The following is a 13964-nucleotide window of genomic DNA, read 5'->3' as shown; positions in this document are numbered from 1 at the left end:
GAAAAAGCAGATCGTCGCAAGCGCGGCTTTTTCTTGTGGCTTGAAGCTTGTAGCTTGTAGCTTTTCTTGTGGAAGTTGCCCGATGAAAAAGACCGTCCTGGCCTTCAGCCGTATCACCCCGGCCATGGCCGAGCGCCTGCAGCAAGACTTCAACGTAATCCTGCCGAACCCCAAGCTCGGCGACATCAGCGCCCAGTTCAACGAAGCCCTGCCCGAGGCCCACGGGCTGATCGGCGTCGGCCGCAAGCTTGGCCGTGCGCAGCTTGAGGGCGCGGCCAAGCTTGAGGTGGTGTCCAGCGTCTCGGTCGGCTACGACAACTATGACGTCGACTACTTCAACGAACGCGGCATCGCCCTGACCAACACCCCCGACGTGCTGACCGAAAGCACCGCGGACCTCGGCTTCTCGCTGATCATGGGCTGCGCCCGGCGCACGGCCGAGCTCGATGCCTGGACCAAGGCCGGCCAGTGGCAGGCCACCGTCGGCCCGGCCCACTTCGGCAGCGATGTGCACGGCAAAACCCTGGGTATCGTCGGCATGGGCAACATCGGCGCCGCCATTGCCCGTCGCGGGCGGTTCGGTTTCAACATGCCGGTGATCTATGCCGGCAACAGCCGCAAGACCGCGCTGGAGCAAGAGCTGGGCGCGCAGTTGCGCAGCCTGGAACAACTGCTGGCCGAAGCCGATTTCGTCTGCATCGTGGTGCCGTTGTCCGAGGCAACCCGCAAGCTGATCGGGGCCCGTGAGCTGAAGCTGATGAAGCCAAGTGCCTTCCTGATCAACATTGCCCGCGGCCCGGTGGTCGATGAAGCGGCGCTGGTCGAGGCACTACAGAACGGCACTATTCGCGGCGCCGGCCTGGATGTGTACGAAAAAGAGCCGCTGAGCGAGTCGCCGCTGTTCAAGCTGCCCAATGCCCTGACCCTGCCGCACATCGGATCGGCCACCGCCGAAACCCGTGAGGCCATGGCCAACCGGGCAATGGACAACCTGCGTGCGGCGCTGCTGGGCGAGCGGCCGCGCGACCTGGTTAACCCGCAGGTGTGGAAGGGCTGAGGTTTCCACCTAGCGTGCCAACACGGCAGCCGGCTTGAGCGAAGGCTTGCGAAACACCAGCACGTTACCCGCCATGACCGCGACGAGCCCCAGCAACGCTGGGGCCGTCCATTGGTACCCTTCGGCAAACGCCGACACGTTCAACGCCACCAACGGGAACAGCACCGTGCAATAGGCTGCCCGCTCCGGCCCCATGCGCCCGACCAGGGTCAGGTAGGCGGTGAAGCCGATCACCGAACCCGGGATCACCAGGTACATCAACGAGCCGATGTAGCGGGTGTTCCATTCCATGGCGAAAGGGATGCCGTTGAACAGGCAATACACGGTCAGCATCGCCGCGCCATAGACCATGCCCCAGGCATTGGTGGTCATGGGTTTGAGCCCTGCCTTCTGCTGCATGCTCGACAGCATGTTGCCAGCCGAGAAGCACAGCGTGCCGAGCAGCGCCAGGCCGAGGCCGTACAAGGTTTCACGACTGGCCGCATGGTGGCCGAGTTCGGGCCAGAACAGCAGGCCCAGGCCCAGCAGCCCCAAAGCGCCGCCGCCCAGCACATTGGCGGCGATCTTCTGGCCGAAGAACACCCGCGCATTGAGTGCGTTCCACAAGGTCGCGGTGGAGAACACCACGGCGATCAGGCCGCTGGCGATCCACTGGCTGGCGGTGAGAAAGCACATGAAGTTGACGCAGAACAGGCACAAGCCCTGCGCCAGGCAGATGAGGTGACCGCGGCGAGTCATCGGTTGCAGGCGGCGGGTAAGCAGCAAAATGGCGAACAGGATCAGCCCGGCCAAGGCGAAGCGATAGACGATCGATACCGGGATGGCGACCACGCCCAGTTGCAGTTTCAGGGCGATCCAGGTGGTGCCCCAGATCAGGACGGTGAGCAAGTACAGGGACAGGTTCATGGCGGTGGTTCCTTGGGCCTTTCAAGATCGGTGCCCCGCGAATCGAGGGCGCAGCCCTCGCCGAGGCCCTCAGTGTTCGCCCTGCTGGCCCCTTCGCGCTTGCACAAACTTGCGCTTTTGTATTGCAGCTAGCTGCCTGCACGGCGAACTCGCAGTACGATGGCGCTCAGAGGAATCGCCCATGACCCCACTGTCCCAGTTGCAAGTGTTCAACGCCATGCACGCCTCGCCCCATGCCCGCCTGGAGCTGAGCGCGCACCTGGGCGACGGCCTGGCTGCGGCACTGTGGCGAAACCGCGACGATGCCCGCGACTACCAGGCGCCAAGCCATCACACGCTGTCGTGCTACATCGCCGATGGCACCGGCACGTTTCGCCGCCAGCGCCCGGCCGACAAGGGCGCGCCGAACAAGCTGTGCGTCATGCCGGCCGGCCACGAGTCGAACTGGGTGGTCAATGGCGAGATCCGCCTGGCCCACCTGTACATCAGCGAGGCGCAGTTCGCCCTCGGCTGTGTGCGCCTGCTGGACCGCGAACCGCGCGAGCTGCAGTTGCAGGAGGCGACGTTTCTCGACGACCCGCAGCAGGCGCTGCGCTTTCACCAATTGATCAGCCTGGCCTGGGATGAACCCGGCGAGCGCTTGCTGGCCAGCAGCCTGGCGCACGAGATCGTCGACCACGCGGTGCTCAGCCAGGTTGGGCTACGTGAGGGCTTGCGGTTGAAAGGTGGGCTGGCGCCGAACCTGCGTCGACAGTTGGTCGAATACATCGAGGCGCACCTGGACCAGCCCATCACCCTCGGCGAGCTGGCGGTGCGCTGCAATTTGTCCGAGCACCACTTTGCGCGCATGTTCCGCAGCAGTTTCGGCTTGCCGCCGCACCAGTACCTGCTGGCTCGGCGGCTGCATCGGGCTTGCCAGTTGCTGCGCCTGGGCCAGTTGCCACTGGGCGAGGTTGCGTTGCTGTGCGGGTTTGCCAGTGCCAGCCATTTCAGCAACCGGTTTCGTCAGGCACTCGGGGCCACGCCCGGCGCCTATCGGGCAGCCTTCACCCTTTGAGGGGGCCGCTTTGCGTCCCTTCGAGGGGCAAGCCATTCAGAATTCCAAGGTGCTGGAAAGGCTCACCTGCCGCGCATCCCCCACCGCCACGAAGTACTGGTTCACCGCCGAGCTGTAGTACACCTTGTCGAACAGGTTCTTCACATTCAGTTGCAGGCGCACGTTGTATTCGTCGAGCTTGGTCTCATACGTGGCAAAGGCATCGGCCACGGTATAGCTCGGCAGGTCGAAGGTGTTGGTCGCATTCCCCGCACGCTCGCCCACATAACGGGCCCCGGCACCCAAGCGCAGGCGGTCAGCGCCGAACAGGCTGCCAAAGTCATACACCGCCGACAACGAGCCGCTGTGCCTGGCCACGTTCTGCAGGCGGTTGCCTTCAAGGTCAGGGTCTTTGGTCACCTTGGCATCGGTAAAGGCATAGCTGCCGATCAGGCTCCAGCGTTCGCTGAGCTGCCCGGTCAGGTCCAGCTCGACACCGCGTGAATTGACCTCACCGGCATTGCTGTAGACCGTCTCGCCAGTGCCGCTGTCGAAATTGGCCACCAGCACGTTGCGCTTGGTGATGTCGAACAGCGCCAGGGTACCGGTCAGGCTGCCCGGCATGTCGAGCTTGGCGCCCAGCTCCCACGACTTGCCCTCCTCCGGCGCCACCGAGGCGTCCAGCACCACGCCGCCGGTCAGCGGCGCAATGCTGGAGTTAGGCTTGAACGACTCGCTGTAACTGCCATAGAACGACAGCTGGTCATCGACCTTGTAGACGATGCCGGCATGCGGCACCCAGGCCTGGCCGCTGGTGTCGGTATTGGCCTTGAACGGGCGGCCGCGCCCGGCGTACTGGTCGAACTGCTGGAAGCGCGCGCCGGCCACCACAATCCAGTGGTCGTCCAGGTGCACCGCGTCCTGCATGAACAGGGCATCGGTGCGCAGTTTGTCGGTCTGGTCGCTGTCGCTGGCGCGCACGCTGCTGCCCTCCACTTCCTGGCCATACACCGGGTTCACATAGCTGAAGCTGGACTGCGCGGTCTGGCGAATCAGGTCGCCACGAAACACCTTGCGGTCTTCGTGATCGATACCGAGCAGCAGGTCATGCTGCAGGCCGCCCAGCTCGACGTTGCCCGCCAGGCTGACGGTAGCGAACTGGTCGCGGCTCATGGCGTTGTGGGTGCCATCGATGCTGCGCGTCAGCGTGCCCTTGGCCTCGTTGACCCCGGTCACACGGACCTGGCTGGCATCGTAGGTTTCGCGGTTGAAGCTGTAGCCGAAGTGCAGCTTCCAGTCATCGGCCAGTTGATGGTCGACCTCCAGGCGGTACAGGTCGGAGCGCCCTTGCATGTCGTTGAACGGCTCGTCCAGGCGACGCGTGGCCGGTATGTCCAACGGGTGGCCGTTGCTGCCAAATGCCGTGCCGCGGTCGAACGGGTAGCGAAACTCGCGGTGCTCGTAGGCCAGCACCACCTGGGTGTCCTCGCCCAGCCAGGCCAGCGACGGCGCCACCAGCGATTCACGGTGCACGCCGAAGTTGCGCCAGTAATCCTCATCCTCATGATCGACGATCAGCCGGTAGGCGAACGGGCTGTCGCCCAGTGCCCCGGTGCTGTCGAAGCCGCCGCCGCTGCCGTTCTTGCCGCTGCCATAGGTCGAGCCGCGCACGGTCAGGGCGTTGTACTGCTGCAGTTGCGGGCGCTTGCTGACCACGTTGATGACCCCGCCCGGGTCCTGGATGCCATACAGCAACGAGGCCGGCCCCTTGAGCACCTCGACCCGCTCGGTACTGGCGTTGAGGCTGCGGCCCTGCACGATGGGCATGCCGTCACGCATGATCGAACCATCGCGGTTGTCACCGAAGCCGCGCTTCATCACGGTGTCGGAGGTGCCGCCGAAGTTATTGCCCTGGGTAATGCCGCTGACATGGGTCAAGGCGTCATCGAGGTTACGTGGGGCCTGGTCACGGATGACCTGGGCCGGGACTACGTTGATCGCCTGGGGGATGTCCTGGTTCGGGCCTTGGCCACGCATGATCGAGGCACTGGCCGGGGGCTGGTAGCTGTAAGCGTCCATTTGCGAGGTCACAGTGGTGGCCTGCAGGTTCAGTGCCCCATCGGTGCCCACGGCTTCGAGGGTCAGGGTGCGCGCATCGACGCGGCGCCAGGCCAGGCCGGAGGTGCCCAGCAATTGCTGCAGCGCCTGCTCGGCGCTGAACGTACCGTTGAGGGCGGGTGCTTGCACGCCTGGAAGCTCGAGGGTGTAGACCACGCTCTGGCCGGTGGCACGGCTGAAGGCATTGAGCGCCTGGGCCAAGGGCTGGCTCGGTTGGGCGAAGGTGTACGCCTGCATCTGCTCGGCGGCCCTGGCCAGCGGTGCGATGGCGATGACCGGGAACACTGCAAGACCGAGCCAGAGGGGGACGCAACGCGGGGTGAACTTCATGGACGCTGACCTGTAAGTGGGTATTGACTGCGAATGAATCGCACTTCCACTCATTACACGGATGCCACGTCCTGTTACCTCATCCGTTATCTGAAAAATTTTTGCGCGACCGGTGCCTAGCGGATAAGGGTCAAACGCCCCAATACGGTCTGCCGCGAAAAGCCCATCACCTTGCCGAGCGAGTCGAGCGCCGCCAAAGGCTCCTGCACCGGGAAACTGCCACTGACCTTGCGCTGCCCCAACGCTCCATCAAGCAACAGGATGCGCCCCGGGTAATAGCGCCCAAGGTCTTCGACCACCTGCGCCAGCGGCACCTGGTAGTAATTCAGCCAGCCCTGGCGCCAAGCCAGGCGGCTCTCGCTGTCCACGCTCAGGGTGCTGCCCGCTCGGCCGCCAACGTAGGCCAGTTGCTGATTGGCCGTCAGTTCACGGGCAACCTCGCCTTGCACCGGCGTCACCGCCACACGCCCACTGCGCACCGTGACTTGCGCGCCATCACCCTGCTCACGCACCTCGAACTGGGTGCCCAGCACCCGCACCTCGCCGCCCGCGGCGGCTACCAGAAACGGCTCACCCGTGTGGGTGACCTGGAAGAACGCCGCCCCGCGCAGCAGCCGTACTCGCCGCTCGCCGTGCGCGAAGTCGACCGCAATGGCGCTGCCCGCGTCCAGTGTCACTTGCGATTTGTCGGCCAGGGTCAGCTGGCGGACGTGCCCTGTGCTGCTGTGGTCGGCCTGCAGGTCCTGCAACCAGAAGCCGGGGTGCCAACCACCCACAACGCCGACCGCCAGCACCAGGCAGGCTGCCGCCGCCAAGGCGGTGACACGTTGCCGCCAACGGCCTTGGGCAGGTGGCCGGGCGATGGCATCCAGGTACTGCTGCAGGCCTTCGCGCTCTTCATCGGCCAACCGCGCCGCCGGCACCGCGCTCATCTGCCACAGTGCCTTGGCCTGGGCATAGGCTTCGCGATGCCCCGGGTCGGCCAGTAACCAACGCTTGAACGCCGCGCCCTGGGCTTGCTCAGGCTGCTCGTTGATGCGGATCAGCCACTGCAGGGCGGCTTGTGACTGCGCGGCAGTGATCGAATTCGGACGGCTCATCGACGGGCGCTCCCTGGCCTGCGCATGGTGGACGCGGGCTCGGCGATACTCGCCTTGCACGCTTCGAGGGCGCGCATCATATGCTTTTCCACAGCGCTCTGGGACAGTTGCATGGCCGTGGCAATCTCGCTGTACGTGCAGCCGTGGATGCGGTTGAGCAGAAAGATCTGCCGCGTACGCGCGGGCAAGGCACGCAATGCGGCTTCGATGCGTTGCAGGTCGTGATCGACCTCCAAGGCTTGCTCAGGCTCAGCGGCGCTGGCTTGCTCATCCACGGCGTGGGTGGCTTCTGCCACGCGCTCGCGGCTGCTTTCACTGCGCAAGTGGTCGATGGCGAGGTTGCCGGCACAGCGCAGCAGGTAGGTGTCCAGTGCCTCGACCTTGACCTCGGGGCGGCGCCAGAAACGCAGGAACAACTCCTGCACCAGGTCCGATGCCGTGGCCCGGCAGCCGACGCGGCGGTTGACCAACGCTTCCATGCGCGCCCGCTGCGCCAGGAACACCTGGACGAAACGCGCGCGCCCGCTGGCGCTGTCGGCGTCAGGTTCGCGCATGTCTTGCGGCTGGCTCAAGCGCTCACCCCGCCAGCACAGCCAGCAGCGGGCCCAGCACCAGGCTCGCGGCGGCCAGGCCCAGCAACAGACGTGGCTGGTACGGCAGGACGAACACCCAGAGGGTCACCCCCGCCATCAACACCGCGCTCCACTCCACCAGGCCATGGCCCCAGCCCCGCAGGTGCACGCTGAGTACCAGCGACAGCATCAGCAGCAGCCAGCCAGCGACCCGCAGCAAGCGCACCTGTTGCGGGCGCGGCTTGCACCCAAGCAGGTCGCTGAAGTGTTTTTCCATGGCCAGGCACAGGGCAGCGAAGCCTGCGAAGCCGATCAGCGCAATACCTAGCATCAGCCCACCTCGACCACGTCAGCAGCCGGTTTTTTTGCCACGCGTGAGGCGCGCTTGGCCACGGGTTTGGGGGCGCGCAGCATCTTGCTGGCCGCCCAGGCCAGGAACAGGCCGACGGCCAATGCCGTGAGATCGAACCCGGCCATGGCCCAGTCGCCAACCTGCAGCGAATGATCAAGGCCCTGGCCGGTGGTCAGGCCATTGACCAGCGGCAGCAAGGCGAACGCCAGCGCGCCCAGCGCCAGTTGCTCACCCCAGGCGCGACGCCCGGGACGCAACACGGCATGCACCAGCGACAGCAGCCAGGCCAGGAAGAAGGCGTTGACCTCCCAGTCGGCGCGGCCTTCCAACGCCACAGGAACCAGCCGGTTGGCCCAGAAGAACCCCGCCACCGCCAGCAGCAGGCCGCTCATGCTGGCAATGTTGAGCACCTCGACCAGGCGCAACTCGCCTGGCATGTACGCGCTCTTGGCATGCTTGAGCTGACGCTTGCCCAGCCACATCACCAGGCCTGTGCCGATCACCGCCGTGCCGGCCACACCGAACACGAAGTACAGCCAGCGCAGCCAGGGGCCCGCGAAATTGCCCATGTGCAGGCCGGCGAAGCTGAAGGCCGTCGCCATCGCGCCGCTCTCCGGCGCACCTTGGCTCAGCAGCGCGCCGTTGGTGCCGTCGAAGGTCCACTTGGCGCTGCGCTTGTAGGCGATGTTGTCGGCGGAGGCCTGGGTGAAGGTGACCTGGGCATTGCTGTCGCCGGGGTTGTGCAGCTGGATGTAGCCGATGCGCGCACCTGGCACTTGTTCCTGAACCTTGGCGTACAGCGTCGGCAACGGCACCAGCGGCGTCGCGACGTTGGCCGCCTTGGGTGGATCGTCACGGCCGAACAGCTCGTTGAAGTAATCGCCGGTGTTGCCGCCGTAGCTGGCCAGGATGCCGGCAGGCATCACCATGTACATGAACAGCACCAGGCTGCTGTAGCTGATCATCAGGTGGAACGGCAGCACCAGCACACCGATTGCGTTGTGCCCGTCCAGCCACGAGCGCTGGCCCTTGCCAGGGCGGAAGGTGAAGAACTCCTTGAAGATTTTCTTGTGGGTGATGATCCCGGTGACCAGGCCTACCAGCATGATGAAGGCACAGAAGGTCGACAGCCAACGGCCAAACGGATACGGCATCTCGAGCTGGAAGTGGAAACGGTAGAAGAACTCGCCGCCGCGGCTGTCGCGGGCCTCGACCGGCTGGCCGGTCTGCGCGTCGAGGCTTTTGCTGACAAAGCCACGCCGCCCGGCCTCGGGGTCACGCCAGCTCACGCTCAGCGCAGCCTCGCGGGCATTGGGCAAACGGATCATCCAACTGCCGGCGTGCGCGGCGTTGGCCTCCAGGTAGCGCTGGGCCAGGCCTAGGCTGTTGACCGGGTCGAGCGCATGGCGGCGCACTTCGGGCTGGGACCAGTGGTTGATCTCTTCCTTGAAGTACGACAGCGTGCCGGTGAGGAAGATGGCAAACAGCAGCCAGCCGAAGATCAGGCCGGTCCAGGTGTGCAGCCAGGCCATGGCCTGGCGGAAGCCTTCTTTCATGGGGTTTTCATCCAGTAGGCAATCCCGCTGGCCATGGCCATCAGCAGGCTGGGCAACAGCACGCCCAGCCAGGCACGCCAAGCGCTGCGGCAAGCGAAGCACCAGATGAAGGCCAGCAGGTAGAAGACGAACGACAGCAGCAAGCCGATGAGCGTCGCGTCTACCCGTGACAGGGGCGCCAGCAACGCGATGCAGGCACTGGCCATGGACGCCAGCAGATAACCGCCCAACACCGCGGCCAGGCAACGTGAAGCCACGGCCAGGCGGTAGCTGAGTGGGAGGCCGGCGGCTTTGCTCTTCATGGCGGAGGTCCGGGCATTTTCGGGGCTGCAATAGTAATGATTTCAATTCTCACAAGCAAAGCATTGCCTGTAGCGCAGGAGGTTGCGCGGCCCTCAACGTGCATTTGCAACAAGAAATTTATTTTCAAGAAGGGCTTGAAATCATGCCTCGGTTGCCTGACCTTAGAGTCAAGAGGCGCAGAAATTCCAAAGGTCTCAAGGGCCTAGGCACGCCTCCATGCGAGCAAGCTGAATAAGGATTGAATCATGCAAATCCAGGTCAACAGCAGCAACCATATCGAAGGTAACGCCCGGCTCGACGAGTGGGTCCGCAGTACGCTGGAAAGCTCACTCGAACGTTACGAGGACGACCTCACCCGCATCGAGGTCCACCTGCGCGACGAGAACGGCGCCAAGCCCGGACCGCATGACAAACGTTGCCAAATGGAGGCTCGCCCGAAAGGCCACCAGCCGATTTCCGTGACCCACACCGCCACCTCGCTGGACCAGGCGGTCGATGGTGCCGCCACCAAGCTCAACCATGCGCTGGAACACTTCTACGGCAAGCTGCGCAGCAAGCGCGGTGTGCTGGAACTGAGTGACCCAGACGCCTGATGGTTACAACAAAACGCCCGGCCTAGAGCCGGGCGTTTTCGTTTCTGCCGATCAACGGCGCTGAACCAACGAGGTTTTTGTCGGGTCAACCTGTGCAATCCATTTGCTGCAGAAGCATGACCATGAACAACCCATTCGAACTCATCAGCGCCGCCTTCGCCCCCGAGTACCGGGTCAACCTGAGCATCGCCAACCTCGATGGCAGCATCATGCTGACCCTGTCCGACGACGCCGGCGTGGTTGCCAAGCGCCTGATCAGCCAGGCCCAGCGCAACGACCCGGTGCGCCTGCAGCGGGTCATCGACAGCATCCGCCTGGGCCTGGCCATAGAACTCGGCCAGAACCCCATGCAGGTGCTTGCCGCGCTGACCCGTGATGCGCAACACGCGCCGCGTCACTTCGTGGCCAACTAGGGTTTGGCCTGGGGTTTTACTTGCCCTCCTCCACTTCCTTGCCGTTGGCATCCAGCACCTTGGTCGAGGGATAGCGGTACGAGGCGTAGCGCACCACCAGGATCGAGAACGCCAGCAGCAGGATGCCACCGCACAGGTACAGCAGGCCCTCATCCGGCGCCTTGTGATGCGAGACATCGCCGATCAGCAGGCGCGTCAGCGCAGTGATCGCCACGTACAGCAGGAAGCGGATGGGCATGTGGTTGGTCTTGAAGTAGATCCCCACCATGGCCCCCAGCTCCAGGTAGATGAACAGCAGCAGGATGTCATCGACACTGACCCCGCCCTTGCCGAGCATGTCCAGAAACGTCACCACCGCCGCGTAGGCAGTGATGGCGCCAATGCCGAACAGCGCCAGATAATGGAATGCCTCGACGCACAGGTTGCCCAGTGAGTCGGCCGAGCCGTGCAGGCCCTTGCGCAGCTTTTCAGCCCATTTGATGTTCACGATTGTCCCATTCCCCGATACGCCATGAAGGATGATGCGCCACCTCTGTGACGCTTGTGCCTTGCAGTTAAAGGGCCAAGCCCCCCGCTTTGGAAGGCGACCGATTGCCGCAAGGCACCTGTGGGCTACGCTTTTGCGCAAGATTCTGGTTGCGCAACGATGCCCGATGCCATTACTGTATATAGATACAGTAAAACGCAACCCAACCAGCAAAAAGGCATAGAGGTGATGAATGGCCGTCGAAGTGGTGTACCGCAGCAGCCGCGACCCGGAGCGCTTGTTCATGGATAAGGCCGAAGCAGATCGTCACGACAAGATGCTCGAACTGGCCGAGCGCCTGGCCGAAGTGCTGCACAAGGCGGTGCCATCGCTGACCGAGCAGCAGGTCGAAGAAGCCGGTATCTACATGGCCAAGAACCGCGATGTGTTCGCCCGGGCGTTCAAGAGCCAGCCAGACGCCTTGGCCGAGCTGCTCGATGGCCAAGCAGCCGAATAGTATCGCGCGCATTTGGGGAGCAGGTTTAACCGCTCCCACAGGCAACAACGCCGCACTCAACCGTAGAGCAACCGCTCCGCCAGCATCTGCGCCACCCGCGCCGGCGAACGTTTCTCCGCCTGGGCATGGCCAAACACTTCGGTCAGCCGCGTGGGAATACGCGCCAGGTGCGCTGTGATGGTGCTCAGGTCCTCACCCCGATGGGTCAATGCCACATAGATCAGCCCACCGGCATTGATGACATAGTCAGGCGCATACAAGATGCCGCGCGACTCCAGTTGGTCGGCCACCTGCAGGGTGGTCAGCTGATTGTTCGCCGCCCCCGCCACCGCCGCGCAACGCAGTTGCATCACGCTCTGCCCGTTGAGCACCGGCCCCACGCCACAAGGGGCGAAGATATCGCAGGGGGTGCTGATCAAGGCATCGTTGGTCACCGGGTGCGCATTGAACTGCTCGACCGCCAGTCGCACACGCCCAGGGTCCAGGTCACTCACCAGCAGCTCCGCGCCCGCCGCGTGCAACTGCTCGGCCAAGGCATAGCCAACGTTGCCCAAGCCTTGCACCGCAACGCGCAAGCCTTCCAGGTTGTAGCTGCCCAGGCGGGCATAGGACGTGGCGCGAATACCCGCGAACACCCCCATGGCGGCATGCGGTGAAGGGTCACCCGAGGCTGTGGTGCTGGTCACATGCGGGGTACTCTGGGCGATGCAGTCCATGTCCACGGTCGAGGTACCGCTGTCTACGGCGGTAATGAAACGCCCCTGCAGGGTGTCGACGAAACGGCCGAACGCCTCGAACAGCGCAGCGCGGTTTTCGACATGGGGGTTGCGCATGATCACCGCCTTGCCACCCCCCAGCGGCAACCCCGCCAACGCGGCCTTGTAGCTCATGCCTTGGGCCAGGCGGATCGCGTCGGTCATGGCGCTCTCGTCATCGGCGTAAGGCAGGTAGCGACAACCGCCCATGGCGGGGCCCAGTTGCTCGCTGTGGATAACCACCACGGCCTTGAGCCCCGTGGGCGGGTCGATGAACAAGTGCAACGAGTGGGTACGGGTACTTTGCATGAGTGCGAACATCGGCGGGCTCCCCAACGAGGTGCTCCTAGCAGTATAGGCACGCCCGCGAGGGTAGAGCCTTGGTCAGACCACTGGACGAAACAGCGCGCCACGGCTAATAGTTAAACGTGTGTGGAGATACCCCCATGAAGCCACGTCAAGCCTGCTTGGCCTGCCTGGAACGCGAGCCTGTCGCCCTGCTGGAAGCCGCATTGTGGATTGCCGCCGAGCACGACCCTGCTGTCGAGCCCGCGCACAGCCTTGCCCTGCTGCACGACCTGCACCGCGAGATCAACGCCCACCTGCCGATGCTGCCCCTGTGCGAACTGGCCCAGCCGCTGCTGCGCCAACTCAATGCACTGGGTTTTCAGCAAGACGAATATCACCCATTGCGGCCCCAGGCGGCGTTGCTGAACCACGTCCTGCAACGCCGCCGTGGCCAACCGTTGACCCTGGCCATTCTGGCGCTGGAGCTGGCGGGGCGCCTGTCCATCCCGCTGGAAGGCGTGGGCTTCCCCGGCCACTTCCTGCTGCGCGTGCCCGGGGCCGACCACCTGCTTGACCCCTGCGGTGGCAGGCGCCTGTACCCAAGCGATTGCCGTGACCTGCTTGCCCGCCAGTTCGGCCCGCACGTGCAGCTGAACGCAGAGCACATGCGCACGGCCAGCCCACGGCAGATGCTGCAACGCCTGTCACGCAACCTGCGCCAGTTGCACATCAGCAACGACAACCACCTGGCCGCGCTGATCGATGCCGAGCGGGTCATGCAGCTGGGCCCGGTGCAAGTCAGCGACTACACCACCCGCGCTTCGCTGTACCAGTCCCTGGATTGCCCGCAGGCCGAGCGCTTCGACCTGGAGCATGCCCTGCTACTGACGGACGACCCGGTGCAACGCCTGAAGCTGTCCGAACGTATCGGCAAACTCCCGGCGCCGACCCATTCCATTCACTGAACCGGGGTATCGGGCTGCTGCGAGGGGTGCGCCTTGGCGAACGCCGGGTGCTGGGCAGCCAGTGCCGCAACGCGACGCAGCCGCGGGTAGCCGCTGAGGTCAATGTTGAAGCGCTCGGCAGCGTACAGCTGCGGCAGCAGGTAGACATCCGCCAACCCCGGCTCATCGCCAAAGCAGAAGCCGTGCTCGCCGATCAGTTGCTCCACCGCCGACAGCCCTTGGCTGATCCAGTGCGCGATCCACTGGTTGACCTGAGCCTCGTCCTGGCCGGCCTGGCGCAGCAGGTTGAGCACGCTGACGTTGTGCAGCGGGTGAATGTCGCAACCGATGATCGCCGCCACGGCGCGCACCTTGGCCCGCGCTTCGGCCGTGTCCGGCAGCAGCGCAGGCTGTGGATAAACCTCTTCCAGGTATTCGATGATCGCCGGTGACTGCACCAACAGCGCACCGCTGTCGGTGCGCAGGGCCGGCACTCGGCCCTGCGGGTTCACCGCGACATAGCCCGCATCGCGCTGCTCGCCCTTGAGCAGGTTGACCGGCAGTGACTGGTAACCCAGCCCCTTGAGCGCCAGCGCGATGCGTACCCGATAGGACGAGGTGGAACGGTAGTAGGTGTACAGCTCCATACCCCTGCCCC

General features: G+C 64.5%; 16 protein-coding genes. 6 read left to right on the top strand and 10 right to left on the bottom strand.

The features are described 5' to 3' along the window. The first annotated feature begins 82 nt into the window (after positions 1 to 82). Complete coding sequence (locus HU770_RS06585; protein WP_033702896.1) at positions 83 to 1057, top strand: D-glycerate dehydrogenase; 975 nt, start codon at positions 83 to 85, stop codon at positions 1055 to 1057. 9 nt (positions 1058 to 1066) lie between these two features. Here the strand turns inward: HU770_RS06585 and HU770_RS06580 are convergent, their stop codons facing one another. Then, positions 1067 to 1963: a DMT family transporter gene (locus HU770_RS06580; protein WP_186663344.1), complete on the bottom strand. Its 897-nt coding sequence runs from the start codon at positions 1961 to 1963 to the stop codon at positions 1067 to 1069. Between the two features lie 181 nt (positions 1964 to 2144). On the opposite strand from HU770_RS06580, the gene HU770_RS06575 reads away from it, so the two are divergent. Beyond that, the gene (locus tag HU770_RS06575; protein WP_186658807.1) at positions 2145 to 3020 is read left to right on the top strand and encodes an AraC family transcriptional regulator; all 876 of its coding nucleotides are present in this window, start codon (positions 2145 to 2147) and stop codon (positions 3018 to 3020) included. 36 nt (positions 3021 to 3056) lie between these two features. Here HU770_RS06575 and HU770_RS06570 read toward each other — a convergent pair whose 3' ends face one another. The 6 genes from HU770_RS06570 to HU770_RS06545 form a co-directional block, all read right to left on the bottom strand. After that, positions 3057 to 5447: a TonB-dependent receptor gene (locus tag HU770_RS06570; protein WP_186663342.1), complete on the bottom strand. Its 2391-nt coding sequence runs from the start codon at positions 5445 to 5447 to the stop codon at positions 3057 to 3059. A gap of 116 nt (positions 5448 to 5563) precedes the next feature. Then, positions 5564 to 6547, bottom strand: a complete 984-nt coding sequence (locus HU770_RS06565) for a FecR domain-containing protein (RefSeq protein ID WP_186663340.1) — start codon at positions 6545 to 6547, stop codon at positions 5564 to 5566. Continuing rightward, positions 6544 to 7119, bottom strand: a complete 576-nt coding sequence (locus HU770_RS06560; RefSeq protein ID WP_033702901.1) for an RNA polymerase sigma factor — start codon at positions 7117 to 7119, stop codon at positions 6544 to 6546. The genes HU770_RS06565 and HU770_RS06560 overlap by 4 nt, the downstream gene beginning before the upstream one ends. Before the next feature lie 4 nt (positions 7120 to 7123). Further along, complete coding sequence (locus tag HU770_RS06555; RefSeq protein WP_186658816.1) at positions 7124 to 7450, bottom strand: DUF3325 domain-containing protein; 327 nt, start codon at positions 7448 to 7450, stop codon at positions 7124 to 7126. After that, positions 7450 to 9027 (bottom strand): PepSY-associated TM helix domain-containing protein, encoded by a 1578-nt coding sequence (locus tag HU770_RS06550; protein WP_186663338.1) that lies wholly within the window; start codon positions 9025 to 9027, stop codon positions 7450 to 7452. Before HU770_RS06550 ends, HU770_RS06555 begins: the two co-directional genes overlap by 1 nt. Then, positions 9024 to 9329 (bottom strand): DUF3649 domain-containing protein, encoded by a 306-nt coding sequence (locus HU770_RS06545; protein ID WP_186658822.1) that lies wholly within the window; start codon positions 9327 to 9329, stop codon positions 9024 to 9026. The genes HU770_RS06550 and HU770_RS06545 overlap by 4 nt, the downstream gene beginning before the upstream one ends. 246 nt (positions 9330 to 9575) lie before the next feature. On the opposite strand from HU770_RS06545, the gene HU770_RS06540 reads away from it, so the two are divergent. Beyond that, positions 9576 to 9923: an HPF/RaiA family ribosome-associated protein gene (locus HU770_RS06540; RefSeq protein WP_027595269.1), complete on the top strand. Its 348-nt coding sequence runs from the start codon at positions 9576 to 9578 to the stop codon at positions 9921 to 9923. A 122-nt stretch (positions 9924 to 10045) separates the two neighbouring features. Next, positions 10046 to 10336 (top strand): DUF3509 domain-containing protein, encoded by a 291-nt coding sequence (locus HU770_RS06535; RefSeq protein ID WP_033702905.1) that lies wholly within the window; start codon positions 10046 to 10048, stop codon positions 10334 to 10336. Positions 10337 to 10352: 16 nt separating this feature from the next. Here HU770_RS06535 and HU770_RS06530 read toward each other — a convergent pair whose 3' ends face one another. Next, entirely contained in the window at positions 10353 to 10823 is a 471-nt protein-coding gene (locus tag HU770_RS06530) for a phosphate-starvation-inducible PsiE family protein (protein WP_012274137.1), read from the bottom strand. A 232-nt stretch (positions 10824 to 11055) separates the two neighbouring features. Here HU770_RS06530 and HU770_RS06525 point away from each other — a divergent pair, with 232 nt between their 5' ends. Continuing rightward, entirely contained in the window at positions 11056 to 11319 is a 264-nt protein-coding gene (locus HU770_RS06525) for a YebG family protein (protein ID WP_033702906.1), read from the top strand. A 56-nt stretch (positions 11320 to 11375) separates the two neighbouring features. Here the strand turns inward: HU770_RS06525 and HU770_RS06520 are convergent, their stop codons facing one another. Next, entirely contained in the window at positions 11376 to 12395 is a 1020-nt protein-coding gene (locus HU770_RS06520; RefSeq protein ID WP_186658825.1) for a Glu/Leu/Phe/Val dehydrogenase, read from the bottom strand. Positions 12396 to 12520: 125 nt separating this feature from the next. Between HU770_RS06520 and HU770_RS06515 the strand changes: the two genes are divergently transcribed. Further along, the gene (locus HU770_RS06515) at positions 12521 to 13327 is read left to right on the top strand and encodes a tetratricopeptide repeat protein (protein WP_186663337.1); all 807 of its coding nucleotides are present in this window, start codon (positions 12521 to 12523) and stop codon (positions 13325 to 13327) included. Here HU770_RS06515 and maiA read toward each other — a convergent pair. Further along, positions 13321 to 13953, bottom strand: coding sequence for a maleylacetoacetate isomerase (gene maiA / locus HU770_RS06510; protein ID WP_186658831.1), 633 nt, complete (start codon positions 13951 to 13953; stop codon positions 13321 to 13323). The genes HU770_RS06515 and maiA overlap by 7 nt on opposite strands. Positions 13954 to 13964 lie beyond the last annotated feature (11 nt).

The sequence above is a fragment of the Pseudomonas sp. SWRI68 genome, assembly GCF_014269165.1.
Lineage (GTDB): Bacteria > Pseudomonadota > Gammaproteobacteria > Pseudomonadales > Pseudomonadaceae > Aquipseudomonas > Aquipseudomonas capeferrum.
The sequence above is the reverse complement of the archived record's forward strand: the minus strand, read 5'-3'. Positions and strand labels throughout refer to the sequence as shown.

Excerpts from the sequence above, each read along its gene's own strand:
- HU770_RS06520 (WP_186658825.1), bottom strand. The coding sequence starts at position 12,395 with ATGTTCGCACTCATGCAAAGTACCCGTACCCACTCGTTGCACTTGTTC.
- HU770_RS06515 (WP_186663337.1), top strand. The coding sequence starts at position 12,521 with ATGAAGCCACGTCAAGCCTGCTTGGCCTGCCTGGAACGCGAGCCTGTC.
- HU770_RS06555 (WP_186658816.1), bottom strand. The coding sequence starts at position 7,450 with ATGCTAGGTATTGCGCTGATCGGCTTCGCAGGCTTCGCTGCCCTGTGC.
- HU770_RS06580 (WP_186663344.1), bottom strand. The coding sequence starts at position 1,963 with ATGAACCTGTCCCTGTACTTGCTCACCGTCCTGATCTGGGGCACCACC.
- HU770_RS06545 (WP_186658822.1), bottom strand. The coding sequence starts at position 9,329 with ATGAAGAGCAAAGCCGCCGGCCTCCCACTCAGCTACCGCCTGGCCGTG.
- HU770_RS06585 (WP_033702896.1), top strand. The coding sequence starts at position 83 with ATGAAAAAGACCGTCCTGGCCTTCAGCCGTATCACCCCGGCCATGGCC.
- HU770_RS06565 (WP_186663340.1), bottom strand. The coding sequence starts at position 6,547 with ATGAGCCGTCCGAATTCGATCACTGCCGCGCAGTCACAAGCCGCCCTG.
- HU770_RS06575 (WP_186658807.1), top strand. The coding sequence starts at position 2,145 with ATGACCCCACTGTCCCAGTTGCAAGTGTTCAACGCCATGCACGCCTCG.
- HU770_RS06535 (WP_033702905.1), top strand. The coding sequence starts at position 10,046 with ATGAACAACCCATTCGAACTCATCAGCGCCGCCTTCGCCCCCGAGTAC.
- HU770_RS06540 (WP_027595269.1), top strand. The coding sequence starts at position 9,576 with ATGCAAATCCAGGTCAACAGCAGCAACCATATCGAAGGTAACGCCCGG.
- HU770_RS06550 (WP_186663338.1), bottom strand. The coding sequence starts at position 9,027 with ATGAAAGAAGGCTTCCGCCAGGCCATGGCCTGGCTGCACACCTGGACC.
- HU770_RS06525 (WP_033702906.1), top strand. The coding sequence starts at position 11,056 with ATGGCCGTCGAAGTGGTGTACCGCAGCAGCCGCGACCCGGAGCGCTTG.
- maiA (WP_186658831.1), bottom strand. The coding sequence starts at position 13,953 with ATGGAGCTGTACACCTACTACCGTTCCACCTCGTCCTATCGGGTACGC.
- HU770_RS06570 (WP_186663342.1), bottom strand. The coding sequence starts at position 5,447 with ATGAAGTTCACCCCGCGTTGCGTCCCCCTCTGGCTCGGTCTTGCAGTG.